Genomic DNA, 15,204 nt, shown 5'->3' on the forward strand with positions numbered 1-15,204 from the left:
CCGGACTGATCGGCCCGGTTGCTGTGGCTGAAGTAATTACAACGTTGTATCGCCCGGGAAATGCGGCGTCAACACTTGTGCGAGAACTGCTTGTTCGTCAGGTCGACAACGCCTTATCGGGTCATATCACCCAAGTGGGAAGTAGGTCTCTTGCAACGTTGCAAGATGGCTTACGCTGAGCAGTACACCGGACCGACCCGCGTGACGCATCGACGCCGAGGGTGACCGGGAGGAAGCCGGGGAAGGAAACCGGGGAGGGAGGGCGGCCACCATGGCAGGTGCACGCCTCAAGGACGTCGCCGAACGTGCGGGCGTATCGATCAAGACGGTCTCGAACGTCGTCAGGGGCGAGGTCCGTGTCGCGGAGCCGACCCGGGAACGGGTGCTGCGCGCCCTGGCCGAACTCGACTACCAGCCCAACGCCTCCGCACGCCACCTGCGCACCGGTCGCAGCGGCATCATCGCGCTGGCGGTCCCCGAACTGGTCGCACCGTACTTCGCGGAACTCGCCGCGGAGGTCATCGCGGCCGCCAAGAAACGCGGCTGCACCGTACTCATCGAGGACACCGGGGGAGACCCGGCGGAGGAACTGCGCATCGCCTGCGGGCTCAGCGACCCGCTCATCGACGGTGTGCTGCTCAGTCCGCTCTGCCTCGACGAGACCATGCTCGCCAACCGCGAGCGCCGCGTACCCCTCGTACTCCTGGGTGAGCAGTCGTACAAGATCCCGGCGGACCACGTACTGATCGACAACTCCGCGGCGGCACGGGAAGCGACCGAGCACCTGCTCCAGCTCGGCCGACGGCGCATCGGGGTCATCGGCCAGCCGTCGGACCGGGCCCATGCGACGACGGTGCAGCGTATGCACGGTTTCCTGACCGCGCTGCACACCGCGGGCGTACCGCACGACCCCCGGCTCGTCCCGGACACCGGGCAGTTCACCCGCGCCGACGGGGCCGCGGCCATGCGGCTCCTGCTCGCTCTGGACGACCCCCCGGACGCTGTCTTCTGCTTCAGTGACCTGCTCGCCTCCGGCGCGATGCGCGCGGCGCACGAACACGGCCTCAGGGTGCCGGAGGACCTGGCGGTCGTGGGCTTCGACGACATCCAGGAGACCCGCTACAGCGTGCCCTCACTGACCACCGTCTCGCCGGACAAGCGGGAGATCGCCGAACTGGCCGTGGACGCCGTGCTGCACAGAATCACCACCGACGCGGAGGCCCCCCACACGCGACTCACCGCGGGGTACGAACTGGTCGTGCGGGAGAGCACGCGGGCGTAGCGCGAAAGGGGCGTGCGACCGGCTGCCCCGGCCGTCACGGTCGGCCTGCGTCGGTGGCGCCGCAACGCGCCGCTGGGCACCCTCGGCGGTCCGGCCGTCCATGTGCTCCTGACCGGCACGGTGTTCGCCCACCGACCTCAGACCATGAAGGACAAGCTCAGCGGGGGTCTTTCCACCAGACGAAGATCTCGGTGCTCGGCCCGCGTTCGGAGAAGCGGCCCGACGGGGAGACCTCCCGCAGCAGCCGGCGTACGTCTGCTTCGAAGTCGTCTCGGCGTGTGGCGAACAGGTGAGGCGCCGAGAGCGACATCGAGAAGACCCCCGCGACGACGTCGTCACTCGTGCGCTCCAGCGCCTGCCCGCCGGGCACGACATGCCGCTGCGGACCGGTGAAGCCCGCCCGGTCGAACACGGCGGCCTCACCGCCGGGTGTCCCGTGCCGCAACACGCCCCGACCGGCTCTGCGGACCGGCCCCAGATAGCGTTTGACCAGCTCTTCCAAGGCCGTATGGGGCACCGCCGGATACGGCAGGCCGTCGACGGTTCGGGATTCCGTCTTCACGTCGGAGATGTGCACCAATGCCCCGCCTGGCCGGAGCATGCCCTTGACCGTTGCCGCCACGAGGTCGCGGTCCATCCAGTGGAAGGACTGGCCGAAGGACGCGACGGTGAACGTGCCGAGGCCCGCGGGCAGCTCCTCGGCCCGGGCCCGCACCCACCGAGCCTTCCCGCCCGCCCCGCGCTCGGCGGCTTCACGCGTGGCTTCGGCGATCATCCCGCTGTCCGGGTCCACGCCGACGACCTCGCCGAACAGGTGCACCAGGCTCAGGGCGAGGATGCCGGGTCCACACCCCACGTCGAGGAGGCGTCCTCGCCCGTCGAGCTCCAGTGCCGCGGCGAGCGTATCCGCCAGCCCGGGCGCGTAAGGGAGTCTCCCGCGCCGGTAGTGGGCGGCCGTGCCCAGGAACAGCGAGTCGTCCCACTCCCACTCGGTGGTCATGTCGGCCTTTAGCCCCTCACAGAGTTCATGTTCCCGTCCGGCGGACCGATGATTCCACGGCATGACCGGGTGCGGGGCACTTGGTTCACCGACGGTCGAAGGTTTGGCAGGATGTCGGTTGCGCCGCGTGCGGAACCGTCTCGCCCAGAGACAATGAACCCGCCCGCGTGATGCTGGCCCGGGCTGGTCTCAACCCGGCTGGTGCTGATGGCGCAAGACCTGGCGGGACGCTGTTCCGCCAGGCAGCCTGAGCCAGGAATCCCCCTCGTCCACGAGGGGAAGGATTCAAGAACGGACCCACATCCCCATGCGCGTACTGATCCTCGGTGGAACGACAGAAGCCCGGCGTCTGGCCGGGCTGTTGCACGGCACCCCTGGGCTGGACCTGACCAGTTCCCTGGCCGGGCGGGTCACCGGCCCCCGACTGCCCCCGGGCACGGTCCGTGTCGGCGGCTTCGGCGGGACCGACGGCCTGACGGCATGGCTGTGCGAGCACACGGTGGACGTGCTCATCGACGCCACCCACCCATTCGCCGGGACGATCAGTTTCCACGCGGCGAGCGCGGCCGCCGCCGCCCACGTTCCCCTGCTGGCGCTGCGCCGCCCCGGCTGGGTTCCGGTTGAAGGCGACGTCTGGCACGAGGCCGGTTCGCTGGAAGCTGCCGCCGAACTGCTGCCCGGGCTCGGACGGAGGGTGTTCCTCACCACCGGGCGCATGGGGCTGGCCGCCTTCGCGGGTCTGGACGAGCTGTGGTTTCTCGTACGGTCCGTCGACTCACCGGGGCCTCCGCAGCCGGCCCACATGGAAGTCCTGCTCGATCGCGGTCCCTTCGACCTCGACGGGGAGCGGGAGCTGCTGCGCCGCCACCGCGTCGATGTCGTCGTGACCAAGGACAGCGGAGGTGACGCCACCGCCCCGAAGCTGGCCGCCGCGCGCGAGGCCGGGCTGCCGGTGGTCGTGATCCGCCGACCGCCGGTCCCCGAGGGCGTTCCCGTGATGACCGACCCCGAAGCGGCCGCCCGCTGGGTCGTGCGGCGGATAGGGGGCCTCTGATGGATCTTCGCGGGATCTCCGCGGCGTCACGACGCCCGGCAGGCGTCCCCACCCCCGAACCGGCTTCGCCCGGCACGGGCGGGGGACGCCCCCTTACGGCTTGCGCTCACTCCTCCTTGCTCGCGATCGCGTTGAGCGCGGCGGCGGCCATGGCGCTGCCCCCGCGACGGCCCCGTACCACCAGGTGTTCCAGACCGGACGGGTTCGCCGCGAGTGCGTCCTTGGACTCGGCGGCGCCGACGAAGCCGACCGGGACGCCGATGACGGCGGCGGGCCTGGGCGCCCCCTCGTCGATCATCTCCAGGAGGCGGAAGAGGGCGGTGGGCGCGTTGCCGATGGCGACCACGGCACCCTCCAGCCGGTCACGCCACAGCTCCAGCGCGGCGGCACTGCGCGTGGTGCCCAGCTTCGCAGCCAACTCCGGAACGGCCGGGTCGGACAGCGTGCAGAGGACGTCGTTGCCGGCGGGCAGGCGTTTGCGGGTCACGCCGGAGGCCACCATCTGGACGTCGCAGAAGATTGGCGCGCCGGAGCGCAGGGCCTCGCGGGCCCGGGTCACCACGTCCGGCGTGTAGGTGAGGTCGCGGACGAGGTCGACCATCCCGCAGGCGTGGATCATCCGGACCGCGACCTGGCTGACGTCGGCGGGCAGGCCCGCGAGGTCCGCCTCCGCGCGGATGGTGGCGAAGGACCGGCGGTAGATGGCCGCGCCGTCCTTCTCGTACTCGTACGTGGTCACGGTGTCTTTCTCACTGTTCTCGGTCGTCATACGGCTCGGGCTTCACGAAGTGATCGCCGCCAGGGCGGTGGCGAGGCGGGGAGAGCCGTTCATGGAGGCGGTTCGCGTCCGGGTTCGGCGGTGGAGGGAGACGGTAGCCGTCCCGAAATCGCGCCGTCAGCTCATCAGCCCTGCCGCGAGGGACGCCCCCAGCTCCCAACACGCCTCGATGTCGGCCTTGTTCGGCTCGCCCGTCACGGTTACGGCATCAGCTGAGTGTCGCCAGCCCAAGCCCTTGGTGATCGACTCGATGCCTCGTACCGCGCCGGTGACGTCGTTGCCCCCGTGCACGTAATAGCCGAAGGGCCTGCCCTGCGTCGTGTCCAGGCAAGGGTAGTAGATCTGGTCGAAGAAATGCTTCAGAGCGCCGGACATGTAACCCAGGTTCGCCGGCGTGCCGAGCAGGTATCCGTCGGCGGCCAGGACGTCGTCGGCTGTTGCGGCCAGTGCCGCCCGTCGAACGATGCCCACGCCTTCGATCTCCGGGTCGTTCGCACCGGAGACGACGGCCTCGAACATCGCCTGACAGTTCGGGGAGGGTGTGTGATGCACGATCAGCAAAGTAGCCACCCTCGAACCATGCCGTGCGGACGCGCCGGGTCGCAAAGAGGGCGGCGGACGAGTTCAAGTTCGCGAGGTGCAGACCGCGCACGTCAACGGCCGCCGCCATCGCCGACCACGGCGGCGGCCGCCCAGCCACCTTCCCAGCTGGGCGCGGACTTCGCCCCTCCGTACAGGTCAGGCATTTCGTGGCACTTCACGACGCGGGGCGATGGTGCCGGATCAGCCCATGGCCACCAGGGTCAGCGCGGCCCGTACAGTGATCGCGGCCGCCGGGAGTATGAGTCCTCGGGTGCGCTCCAGCCATGCGCGCAAGCCCTTGGTGCGGTGCTCGGTGCGCTTCTGGGGCCCATTGTGATGTGGTCGTCACCGGGTATCGGCGGGGCCCGATCACGGCAAGCGGCTCCGGCAAGCGGCTCCGGCGTACCCCGCTTCAGCAGGGTACGTGCCGCCGCGGGCGGGTCGTGGTGGCGCGTACGGACGTGGATGCGGAGGGCTCGCCCCGTAGCCGTGAGGCGAACTTGCGGGGTGCCCCCAGAGGCCGGAGAGCGAGAGGTCGCCGGTGTGTGGTCCTCGGTGCACGGAAGCCACATGCACCGCGTACCGTGGACCCATCAAGACCGGAGGTCACACACATGTCCGCGCTACCGCACGAGCCGAGCCCAGAGACATCTTCGGACCCGTTCGCTTTCGAGTTCGCCGACGGTCCGCAGACGCTCGCCGAGCTGCGTGCCGCACTCGAGGTGATCAACCCCGAGGTGCTGACCGCTTTCAACGCCCGGCTCGACGCCGCGACGTTCGGTTGGGACCATGACGAGGTCATCGCCAAGGCCCGTCGGGCCGTCGCGTTCTCGAAGCGGGCCCAGGCGGCTGCCGCCGAGGCGGCCGCCCAGGAAGAAGCAGCGGGGGCGCAGCAGGTCGACGACCCATGGGCCCACCTGGATGTGCGGGACAGCTCCTCGTGACCCACTGATACGCCTGTCGGCTGAACGAGCAGCTCGAACGACAAGCTCGAACGACCAGCTCAGCGGTCCGTGTCGCCGAACGTCCGCAGAATCCGCTCGGCGGCGAGCGTGGCGGTCAACTCGCCGTCCCGCACCTGCTGTTCAAGGGCGGGCGCGAGGGCGCGTACGGCCGGATCGGCGTGCAGGCGGCCCAGCAGCTCGTCGCGGACCATGGTCCAGGTCCAGTCGACCTGCTGGTCGCGGCGCTTGGCGGCGAGCCGGCCGGTGGACTCCAGGAGCGCGCGGTGTTGTTCCAGGCGTTCCCAGACGGTGTCAAGGCCTGCCGAGTCGCGGGCGCTGCAGCTCAGCACCGGCGGGGTCCAGGCCGCGTCCTTGCCGTGCATCAGCCGTAGGGCGCCCGCCAGCTCCCGTGCGGCGGCCCGGGCGTCGCGCTCGTGCGGACCGTCCGCCTTGTTGACGGCGATCACGTCCGCCAGTTCCAGGACGCCCTTCTTGATGCCCTGGAGCTGGTCACCGGTACGGGCCAGCGTCAGCAGCAGGAAGGAGTCGACCATGTTGGCGACCGCGGTCTCCGACTGGCCGACGCCGACCGTCTCCACCAGCACCACGTCGTAGCCCGCGGCCTCCATGACGACGATCGACTCGCGGGTCGCCTTGGTGACCCCGCCGAGGGTGCCTGCGGTGGGGGAGGGGCGGATGAAGGCCGCGGGGTCCACGGCCAGGCGTTCCATACGGGTCTTGTCGCCCAGGATGGAGCCGCCCGTACGGCTGGAGGACGGGTCCACGGCGAGCACCGCCACCCGGTGGCCGAGCGCGGTGAGCATCGTGCCGAACGCGTCGATGAACGTCGACTTGCCGACCCCCGGGACGCCGCTGATACCGATCCGCCGGGCCCGCCCACTGTGCGGGAGCAGCGCGGTCAGCAACTCCTGCGCCAGTGCGCGGTGCCCGGGACGGGTGGACTCGACGAGGGTGATGGCGCGGGCGATGAGCGCCCGCTTCCCGTCGAGGACGCCCTTGACATAGGTGTCGAGTTCGATCACAGGTCGTGCCCGAGGCCGGTCGAGAGCCGTTGGACGAGGTCGTACGCCGCGTCCGGGATCACCGTCCCGGGCGGGAACACGGCTGCCGCGCCCATCTCCAGCAGGGTCGGCACATCCTGCGGCGGGATCACCCCGCCGACGACGACCATGATGTCGTCGCGGCCCTCCGCCGCCAGTTCCTCCCGCAGCGCCGGTACGAGGGTGAGGTGCCCGGCGGCCAGCGACGAGACGCCCACGATGTGCACGTCCGCCTCCACCGCCTGGCGGGCCACCTCGCCCGGGGTCTGGAACAGCGGGCCGACATCGACGTCGAAGCCGAGGTCGGCGAAGGCGGTGGCGATCACCTTCTGGCCGCGGTCGTGACCGTCCTGGCCCATCTTGGCCACCAGGATGCGCGGACGGCGGCCCTCGGCCTCCTCGAAGGAGTCGACGAGCGTGCGGGTGCGGTCCACGGACGGGGACTCGCCTGCTTCGTTGCGGTACACACCGGAGATCGTACGGATCTGGCCCGCGTGCCGCCCGTACACCTTCTCCAGGGCGTCGGAGATCTCCCCGACGGTGGCCTTGGCGCGGGCCGCGCGCACCGCCAGCTCCAGCAGGTTGCCCTCGCCGCCGGCCGCCCGGGTCAGGGCGTCAAGGGAGTCCTGGCATGCTGCCTCGTCCCGCTCCGCCCGCAGCCGCCGCAGCTTCTCGATCTGCTGGGTGCGTACGGAGGAGTTGTCGACGGTGTGGACGTCGATCTTCTCGTCGGTCTCGACGCGGTACTTGTTGACGCCGATGACCGGCTGGCGTCCTGAGTCGATCCGGGCCTGGGTGCGGGCCGCGGCCTCCTCGATGCGCAGCTTGGGGATGCCCGCGTCGATGGCCTTGGCCATGCCGCCCGCCGCTTCGACCTCCTCGATGTGCTGCCAGGCCCGCCGGGCGAGGTCGTGGGTGAGCTTCTCGACGTACGCGCTGCCGCCCCACGGGTCGATGACGCGGGTCGTGCCCGACTCCTGCTGGATCAGCAGCTGGGTGTTGCGGGCGATGCGCGCCGAGAAGTCCGTGGGCAGGGCGAGCGCCTCGTCGAGGGCGTTGGTGTGCAGCGACTGGGTGTGGCCCTGGGTCGCGGCCATCGCCTCCACACAGGTCCGGGTCACGTTGTTGAACACGTCCTGCGCGGTCAGCGACCAGCCGGAGGTCTGCGAATGGGTGCGCAGGGAAAGGGACTTGGCGTTCTGCGGGTCGAACTGCCTGACCAGTTTCGCCCACAGCAGGCGCGCCGCCCGCAGCTTGGCGATCTCCATGAAGAAGTTCATGCCGATCGCCCAGAAGAAGGAGAGCCGCGGCGCGAACGCGTCCACGTCCAGGCCGACTTCCCGGCCCGCCCGGATGTACTCGACGCCGTCCGCGAGCGTGTACGCCAGTTCCAGGTCGGCCGTCGCGCCCGCTTCCTGGATGTGGTAGCCCGAGATGGAGATGGAGTTGTAGCGGGGCATCCGCTGCGAGGTGTAGGCGAAGATGTCGGAGATGATCCGCATCGACGGCTTCGGCGGATAGATGTAGGTGTTGCGGACCATGAACTCCTTGAGGATGTCGTTCTGGATGGTCCCGGCCAGCTTCTCCGGCGGTACGCCCTGCTCCTCCGCCGCCACGATGTACAGCGCGAGGACGGGCAGCACGGCGCCGTTCATCGTCATCGAGACGGACATCCTGTCGAGCGGGATGCCGTCGAACAGCTGGCGCATGTCGAGGATCGAGTCGATGGCCACGCCCGCCATACCGACGTCACCCGTCACGCGCGGGTGGTCGCTGTCGTAGCCGCGGTGGGTGGGCAGGTCGAAGGCGACCGACAGACCCTTCTGGCCGGCGGCGAGGTTGCGCCGGTAGAAGGCGTTGGACTCCTCGGCCGTGGAGAAGCCCGCGTACTGCCGGATCGTCCAGGGCTGGTTGACGTACATCGTGGGGTACGGGCCGCGCAGGTACGGCGCGACGCCCGGGTAGGTCTCCAGGAAGTCGAGGCCCTCCAGGTCACGACCGGTGTACAGCGGCTTGACCGCGATGCCCTCCGGGGTCTCCCAGAACGCCTCGTCGCTTCCGGTCGCCTTCTTGAGGGCCGTACGCCAGTCGTCGGCACTGGCACCGGCACCGGCGCTGGTACCGGCGGTCGGGGTTCCCAGCTGGATCCCGGAGAAGTCGGGGATTTCCATCAGGACACTCCCATGCGGTCGAGGGTGGCGGAGAGCACGGCGACGGCGTCGCAGCCCGCGAAGACGTACGCGTCGACATCCGTGTACTGCCCGGGACGGCCGGCGAGGAACACCTGCCGCGCGCCTGCCACCCGCAGGGCCCGGGCCGTGCTCGCGGCCTGCTCCTCGTACAGTGCGTCGCTGGAGCACAGGCACGCCTCGGTGGCTCCGCTGTCCTCGAAGGTGCCCTGCGTGACGGGTTCGATGCCGCCGGCCTGGAAGAGGTTCGAGACGAAGGAGGACCGGGCGGAGTGGGCGGCGGCGGGGCCGATGGTGGCGAGGTAGACGCGTGGCCGGCTTCCGGTGGCGGCGAGGTGCGCGTCGGAACGGGCCCGCAGATCCTCGTACGCCTCGTCGCGCCGCACCTTCGGGAGCCCGCCGGACGGTGGCTCGGACGCGGGCGCGCGCTCCACGACACGCTCTGTGAGGTTCGGGAACTCGCTGACCCCGGTGATGGGTTCACGGCGCTCGGCGAGCTTCGCGCTGCGCGCCTGCCAGGTCTCCGCCAGGTCCTGGCCGAGACGGCCCGAACGCAGGGCGGCCGCCTGCCCGCCGAGGCCCTCGATGTGCTGGAAGAACTCCCAGCCCGCGTGGGCGAGTTCGTCCGTGAGCCGCTCCACGTACCAGGAGCCGCCCGCCGGGTCGATCACGCGTGCCAGATGCGACTCCTCGACGAGGATCGTCGAGGTGTTGCGGGCGATGCGACGGGCGAAGGCGTCCGGCAGTCCGAGGGCGTGGTCGAAGGGGAGCACGGTGACGGAGTCGGCGCCGCCGACTCCGGCGGCGAGCGTGGCGATGGTCGTACGCAGCATGTTCACCCAGGGATCGCGGCGCGACATCATCACCGGTGAGGTCACGGCGTGCTGCAGTTGCGCCCCCGCCCCGGGCGCCCCGCACACCTCGACGACCCGCGCCCACAGCCGGCGCGCGGCGCGCAGCTTGGCCATGGTCAGGAACTGGTCGGCGGTGGCCGAGTACCGGAACTCCAGCTGTCGGCAGGCCTGTTCGACGGAGAGCCCCGCCTCGGTCAGCTCCCGCAGGCAGGCGACGCCGGTCGCCAGGGAAGCGCCCAGCTCCTGCGCGGCCGAGCCGCCTGCCTCGTGGTACGGCAGGGCGTCCACGGTCAGCGCCCGCAATCCCGGGTACTCCTCGGCGCACAGCCGTGCGAGACCGACGGCCGGTGCGAAGTCCAACGCCTCGCCGCTGCGTGCCTCGTGGCCCAGCGGGTCCGCGCCGAGACTGCCGCGCACGACGTCCTTGGCGATGCCCCGCTCCTCGTACACCCGCAGCAGCTCCCGCGCGGCCGGCTCGGCGTCACGTCCCGCGTCGAGGGCGACGGGCGCCAGGTCCAGGAAGACGCCTTCGACAGCCTGGGCGAGCGAGGACACGGGGAAGCCGCCCTCGCCGACGACCAGCCAGAGCGAGGTGACGCCGTTCTCCAGGTCCGCGAGCACCGCGGCGCTGTCGGCCGTCGTGTGCCGCTGGCGTACGCCCCAGCCGCCGACGGTGTTTCCGTCGGGTCGGCCGCCTCGTACGAAGGGCGCGAAGCCGGGAAAGCCGGGATCAGGAGCGTCGTCGTGCGCCGTGTAGAGAGGCCGGGTCGCAAGCCCGTCCTCCAGCGCGGTGGACAGGGCTGCCTCCGCTGTCTCGTCCGAGACCACCTTGCCCGACTTGCTCAGCACACCCGCCACCAGGCGTCGCCACTGCTCATGTGTCGCGGAAGGAAACTCGGCGGCCAGCGAGAGCCCGTCGTTGGGCAGGACCGTCATGCTCGGATGCTAGGACAGATTCATGGAGTCACAGCAGAGGCCAGGCCTGTGACCTTGCCCTCGCGGCCTCGGTGATCTCTGCCTCACCGGTCACACCCGCCACGGCGGGAACCGGACAAACGCGCCTTCGTCGCCCCGCGGCAGGTGGATGTGAGGGGTCCGCGGGGCGACGAACGGTTTGTACGCGCCGGTCAGCAGCTGTAGTTGACCAGCTTGAACGACGCGTAGTGGTCGGACGTGTAGTAGTCCTCCTGGTTCTCCTCACCGGTGACGATGCGACGGGCACCGCGTGTGGAGGAACCAGGCGTGATCACCGTGTACTCGTGGTAATAGCCGGTGGACTGCCCGGGGAGGACGCCCTCCCGGTTCTGGAAGACGCTGCCGTCCTGCGAGTAGGGGTAGGGACCGCCCTGCTCGATCAGGTCCAGCGTGTCGTGTGCCTGGGACGGCAGGCTGCCGTAGCAGATGCTGCCGACGGCCGCGGTGGACGTGTCCGCGGCGTTGGCGGTGACGGTACCGCCGACCAGGAGGGCGGACAGGACGGCGGCTGCGGCGCCGATGCGAGTGATTCGTGGGGGGAATCTCATGCCATCCATGATGACGCGCGTAGACACTGGCATGTCAATGACAACCACCAAGATGCTCTCTGCGTCACCTTCTTGACCGGTGATGGTGGTCGAGTGAGAATCGGTACCTGCTGAACGGGTGACGCGGCCCGGGGCCGGGGAGGCTGGGGCGGCACCCCATGCCTCTGATGCCCGCCCGGTGCGTGTGGGGCAGCACCATCACCGCGCGGAACCATCACCATGAGGAGACCGGATGGTCGGGGCAGGCAACATCGAGGTCGTCGTGTTCGACATCCTCGGAACGATGGTCGACGAGCCCGGCGGACTGCGGGCGGCCATCCGTGACGCGGTGCCCGCGTCCGACGAGTCGTCTGTCGACGAGCTGCTCACCGTGTGGCAACAGCATGTGGAGAGCGAGCAGCGGCGCATCGAGGTGGGAAGTCGGCCCTATGCGAACACAGAGATCATCGATCACGAAGCGGCTCACCGCGTGGCCGACCGCGCCGGGCTCACCGACCCGGTGGCCATCGAGCGACTGGCCACCGCGAGTCAGCGCCTGGACCCCTGGGACGACACCCTCGCCGGACTCGCGCGCCTCGCACGGCGGTTCCCGGTACTGGGACTGTCCAATGCCGACCGCGCGACCCTGCTCCGTCTCAACGCATACGCCGGACTGCGCTGGCACCAGGTTCTGTCCGCCGAAGATACCCAGGCCTACAAGCCCGCGCCGGAGGTCTACCGGCTCGCTGTCGACGCGGCAGGCTGTCCGGCGGAGCGCGTGCTGATGGTCGCCGCCCACGCCTGGGACCTTCGCGGAGCCCAGGCGGCGGGCCTGCGAACCGCCTTCGTACGGCGAGCGGTTGGGGATCCTCCGAGAGGGACCGATACCTTCGACTGGCGGTCGGACAGCCTGGATGAGCTGGCCACCGAGCTGACCGCGCTTCAGCGGAGCTGACGACAGACGACGACTGAAGCGCACATGTGCCGGCGGAGCCGGACGGCAGCCCTGAACCCGCAAGGGCGCTCAGCCGCCGCCGGCTGAGACGTCGCCCTGGACGACGGCTTCCCGTGCGGCCCCGGGGCGCTGCCGGAGCCGGTGGAGGAGGTCGGCGCGCGGGGCGTCCGTGTCCGCGAGGCCGAGATCCCCGGTGATGGCCACCGCTCTTTCCCAGGCGCGGTGGGCGTCCTGGAGGTCACCGGTGGTGCGGTGGATGTCGCCGAGGCACAGGAGTCCGGCGGCCTCGCTGTGGAATTCTCCCGTCGCGTGGAAGAGGTCGACGGCCTGCCGGTAGTAGGAGACGGCCTGCGGATACCGGCCGAGGTGGTGGTGGATGTAACCGAGGCTGTCGTGGATGTGGGCCTGGCCGTTGACATCTCCGGCCTCCCGGGCCAGCGAGAGTGCCTCACCGCAGTGTGCGAGAGCCTGGTGGTGCTCGCCGAGCTGGGCGCCGAGCCACCCGATGTGGTTGAGCGCGGCCGACTGTCCGGCCGGGTCCTGGGCGGCCCGGTAGTGCGTGAGACTGTGCCGGGCGTGGTGGAGCGCCTGCCGGTGGAGACTCTCGGCGGCCGACATCCGGGCGAGATGCTGGTGGGTGCGGGCCTGCCCGGCATGGCTGCCCAGCTCACCGAACAGCTCCAGGGCTAACAGGTAGTGGGTCCGGGCGTCGTCACGCCGGTTCAGCCGGTCCTGGGCGAGCCCGAGACCGCGGTGCGCCGCGGCCCGGCCCGCCGTGTCGCCCTGGCGTCGCGCCGCGTCCAGGGCGCTGGTCTGGGCGGTCGCCAGCGCCCGCCAGTATCCGTGCCGGTCCAGGAAGGTAGTGAGGGCGGAGGCGAGGCGCCAGGTGTGCACGTCGAAGCCGGTGTCGGCGGCCTGCCGTACGGCGGCCACCAGGACGAGACGCTCGGCGCTGAACCATGCCTGCGCCTGCTGGTGGCCCGCCAGTTTCTCCGGCTCCGCCCCGGGCCGGGCGGGCGGCAGCGGGAGCGGATCGAGGTGGGGAGTGAGCAGGACGTCGGCGGAGTGCGCGGTGTGCACATAGTGGTCGAGCATCCGGTGCAGCGCGGCACGCCGGACGGTGGCGCTGTCCCGCGCCACGACCAGTTCGGCGGCGTAGGCGTGCAACAGGTCGTGGAAGGAGTACCGGCCGGGGCTGAGCTCCGCGAGCAGATGCCCCTGGACCAGTTCCGCCAGCGGCACACGGGCCCTCGCCGCCGGCACTCCGGCCAGCGCGGCGATGGCCGGCAGTCCCGCGTCGGGTCCGCGGTGCAGGCCCAGCAGCCGGAAGAGCCGGGCCGCTTCGGGACTCAGCGCATGGTACGACCAGGAGAACACCGCCCGGACCTCGCTGGCCGGCTCCCCACCGTCCAGCGCGTCCAGGCGGCGGTCGGCCCGGCGCAGTTCCTCCGCGAGCCGGGCGAGCGGCAGACGGGGCTGGGCGGCGGCCCGGGCCGCCACGATCGCCAGCGCCAGGGGCAGCCCCGCGCAACGGCCGACGATCTCGCGTACGGCGGCGGGTTCGGCGGCCGTACGTGCCGCGCCCAGCCGGCCGGTCAGCAGGTCCTGTGCCGTGTCCGGCGCGAGAAGTCCCACGGTGAGCAGGTGGGCTCCCTCGGCGGCGGCCAGCCCGGTGAGCAGACGCCGGCTGGTCACCAGCGCCAGACAGCCGGGCGCTCCGGGAAGCAGCGGGCGGACCTGTTCGGCGTCGCGTGCGTTGTCCAGCACGACCAGGATCCGCCGCCCGGCGAGCAGACTGCGGTACAGGCCGGTCTGCGCGTCGAGCCCGGACGGGACGCGATGCGGCGGCACTCCGAGGGCGTCCAGGAACCCGCGCACCGCCTCCGCGGGAGCGAGCGCCGATCCGCCGGGGGCGAAGCCGCGCAGATCCACGTACAACTGCCCGTCGGGCAGGGCGCTTTGTGCCCGGTGGGCCCAGTGGACGGCCAGTGCGGTCTTGCCCACGCCCGCAGGGCCCGACAGCGCGGCGATCACCACTTCGGTGGGCTGGTCCGCCGCGGGGACGAGGATCGCGTCCAGCTCGGCGAGTTCCTCTCGGCGTCCGCTGAATCCTCGTAAACCCATGGGTAACTGGGCCGGAACCTCGCCGACGGCCGCGGAGCCGGGAGGAGGGCCGGCGGGTGTCCGGGGCGGCGACTGCCGGGCCGTGGCGTCGGCCGGGGGCCGCCCGGAGCGGCTTCCCCGCAGCACGGCCTGATGTGCCTCCCGCAGGCCGGGGCCCGGGTCGGCGCCGAGTTCCTCCGCCAGACGTCCCCGGACCGTGGCGAAACAGTCCAGCGCCTCCGCGCCGCGGCCGGCGGCGTGCAGTGCCCGCATCAGCGCCTCGGTGAGGGGTTCCACCAGCGGGTGGTCGCCGAGCAGATCGGTGAGCAGATCGATCACGGCGGCGGGGTCGCCGACCCGCAGCTCCGCGTGGGCGAAACCGAGCGCCACGTTCAGGCGCTGTCGTCGCCAGGCCTCACGCACGCGTGCCGCCCACTGGCCGTGGAGACCGGCCAGCGGCTCCCCGCGCCACAGCCCGAGAGCCTCGCGCAGCAGGGACGCCCGTACACTGTCGGTCAGCACCGACTGCCGTGCACGGTCGGCCAGTTGACGGAACCGGAGCACGTCCACCTGGTCGGACCGCGCGTCCAGGAGGTATCCGCCCGAGCGGCGCAGCAGGCGTAATCGGTCGTCGTCCGTATCGCCGGTCCGCTCGCAGAGCCGGCGGATCCGGGCGATGTGCGCGTGCAGTGCGCGCCTCGCGCCGTCCGGCGTATCGGTGCCCCACACCCGCTCGATGAGCGCCTCGGCGGCCACCGGACGGCCGGCGTCCACGGCGAGCGCGGCCAGTACCGCACGCCGCTGCGGTGGCCCGATCTCCGTGACCCTCCGGCCCACCAGCAGTTCCACCGGCCCCAACAGCCGTAACTCCACCACGATGTCCGCACCCCCCGTGCAGAT

The 15,204-nt window shown here is 71.1% G+C and carries 12 protein-coding genes and 1 pseudogene; 5 read left to right on the top strand and 8 right to left on the bottom strand.

Features of this window, described 5'->3' with window-relative positions; translation table 11 throughout:
- Positions 1-271 precede the first annotated feature (271 nt).
- Positions 272-1,282, top strand: a complete 1,011-nt coding sequence (locus AB0D14_RS22780; RefSeq protein ID WP_362781724.1) for a LacI family DNA-binding transcriptional regulator — start codon at positions 272-274, stop codon at positions 1,280-1,282.
- A 157-nt stretch (positions 1,283-1,439) separates the two neighbouring features.
- Here AB0D14_RS22780 and AB0D14_RS22785 read toward each other — a convergent pair whose 3' ends face one another.
- Complete coding sequence (locus AB0D14_RS22785) at positions 1,440-2,282, bottom strand: class I SAM-dependent methyltransferase (protein ID WP_362781726.1); 843 nt, start codon at positions 2,280-2,282, stop codon at positions 1,440-1,442.
- A gap of 119 nt (positions 2,283-2,401) precedes the next feature.
- On the opposite strand from AB0D14_RS22785, the pseudogene AB0D14_RS22790 reads away from it, so the two are divergent.
- Positions 2,402-2,533: pseudogene (locus AB0D14_RS22790) on the top strand (RNA-guided endonuclease TnpB family protein); the annotation flags it as partial.
- Between the two features lie 56 nt (positions 2,534-2,589).
- Positions 2,590-3,336, top strand: coding sequence for a cobalt-precorrin-6A reductase (locus AB0D14_RS22795; protein ID WP_362781727.1), 747 nt, complete (start codon positions 2,590-2,592; stop codon positions 3,334-3,336).
- 106 nt (positions 3,337-3,442) lie between these two features.
- Here AB0D14_RS22795 and AB0D14_RS22800 read toward each other — a convergent pair whose 3' ends face one another.
- A complete protein-coding gene (locus AB0D14_RS22800) occupies positions 3,443-4,105 on the bottom strand; it encodes a precorrin-8X methylmutase (RefSeq protein WP_362781728.1) in 663 nt (220 codons plus the stop codon).
- Positions 4,106-4,231: 126 nt separating this feature from the next.
- A complete protein-coding gene (locus AB0D14_RS22805) occupies positions 4,232-4,684 on the bottom strand; it encodes a flavodoxin family protein (protein ID WP_362781730.1) in 453 nt (150 codons plus the stop codon).
- Between the two features lie 626 nt (positions 4,685-5,310).
- On the opposite strand from AB0D14_RS22805, the gene AB0D14_RS22810 reads away from it, so the two are divergent.
- Positions 5,311-5,640 carry a hypothetical protein gene (locus AB0D14_RS22810; protein WP_362781732.1) on the top strand — a complete coding sequence of 110 codons (330 nt, stop codon included), beginning with the start codon at positions 5,311-5,313 and terminating at the stop codon, positions 5,638-5,640.
- A gap of 59 nt (positions 5,641-5,699) precedes the next feature.
- On the opposite strand, the gene meaB is transcribed toward AB0D14_RS22810, so the two are convergent.
- The 4 genes from meaB to AB0D14_RS22830 all read right to left on the bottom strand — a co-directional run bounded on the left by meaB (position 5,700) and on the right by AB0D14_RS22830 (position 11,267).
- Positions 5,700-6,683 carry a methylmalonyl Co-A mutase-associated GTPase MeaB gene (gene meaB, locus AB0D14_RS22815; protein ID WP_362781733.1) on the bottom strand — a complete coding sequence of 328 codons (984 nt, stop codon included), beginning with the start codon at positions 6,681-6,683 and terminating at the stop codon, positions 5,700-5,702.
- Entirely contained in the window at positions 6,680-8,872 is a 2,193-nt protein-coding gene (scpA, locus tag AB0D14_RS22820; RefSeq protein ID WP_362781734.1) for a methylmalonyl-CoA mutase, read from the bottom strand. Before scpA ends, meaB begins: the two co-directional genes overlap by 4 nt.
- Positions 8,872-10,680, bottom strand: coding sequence for a methylmalonyl-CoA mutase family protein (locus AB0D14_RS22825; RefSeq protein WP_362781736.1), 1,809 nt, complete (start codon positions 10,678-10,680; stop codon positions 8,872-8,874). The genes scpA and AB0D14_RS22825 overlap by 1 nt, the downstream gene beginning before the upstream one ends.
- 191 nt (positions 10,681-10,871) lie before the next feature.
- A complete protein-coding gene (locus AB0D14_RS22830; protein ID WP_362781738.1) occupies positions 10,872-11,267 on the bottom strand; it encodes a ribonuclease domain-containing protein in 396 nt (131 codons plus the stop codon).
- Between the two features lie 232 nt (positions 11,268-11,499).
- Between AB0D14_RS22830 and AB0D14_RS22835 the strand changes: the two genes are divergently transcribed.
- Positions 11,500-12,201 carry a haloacid dehalogenase type II gene (locus AB0D14_RS22835; RefSeq protein ID WP_362781740.1) on the top strand — a complete coding sequence of 234 codons (702 nt, stop codon included), beginning with the start codon at positions 11,500-11,502 and terminating at the stop codon, positions 12,199-12,201.
- Positions 12,202-12,270: 69 nt separating this feature from the next.
- Here AB0D14_RS22835 and AB0D14_RS22840 read toward each other — a convergent pair whose 3' ends face one another.
- Positions 12,271-15,180, bottom strand: coding sequence for a BTAD domain-containing putative transcriptional regulator (locus AB0D14_RS22840; protein ID WP_362781742.1), 2,910 nt, complete (start codon positions 15,178-15,180; stop codon positions 12,271-12,273).
- Between the last annotated feature and the right edge of the window lie 24 nt (positions 15,181-15,204).

It is taken from the genome of Streptomyces sp. NPDC048484 (assembly GCF_040651415.1).
In the GTDB taxonomy this organism is placed as follows: domain Bacteria; phylum Actinomycetota; class Actinomycetes; order Streptomycetales; family Streptomycetaceae; genus Streptomyces.

Coding starts and splice junctions, on each gene's coding strand:
- AB0D14_RS22780 (WP_362781724.1), top strand. CDS start 272: ATGGCAGGTGCACGCCTCAAGGACGTCGCCGAACGTGCGGGCGTATCG.
- AB0D14_RS22785 (WP_362781726.1), bottom strand. CDS start 2,282: ATGACCACCGAGTGGGAGTGGGACGACTCGCTGTTCCTGGGCACGGCC.
- AB0D14_RS22795 (WP_362781727.1), top strand. CDS start 2,590: ATGCGCGTACTGATCCTCGGTGGAACGACAGAAGCCCGGCGTCTGGCC.
- AB0D14_RS22800 (WP_362781728.1), bottom strand. CDS start 4,105: ATGACGACCGAGAACAGTGAGAAAGACACCGTGACCACGTACGAGTAC.
- AB0D14_RS22810 (WP_362781732.1), top strand. CDS start 5,311: ATGTCCGCGCTACCGCACGAGCCGAGCCCAGAGACATCTTCGGACCCG.
- scpA (WP_362781734.1), bottom strand. CDS start 8,872: ATGGAAATCCCCGACTTCTCCGGGATCCAGCTGGGAACCCCGACCGCC.
- AB0D14_RS22825 (WP_362781736.1), bottom strand. CDS start 10,680: ATGACGGTCCTGCCCAACGACGGGCTCTCGCTGGCCGCCGAGTTTCCT.
- AB0D14_RS22830 (WP_362781738.1), bottom strand. CDS start 11,267: ATGAGATTCCCCCCACGAATCACTCGCATCGGCGCCGCAGCCGCCGTC.
- AB0D14_RS22835 (WP_362781740.1), top strand. CDS start 11,500: ATGGTCGGGGCAGGCAACATCGAGGTCGTCGTGTTCGACATCCTCGGA.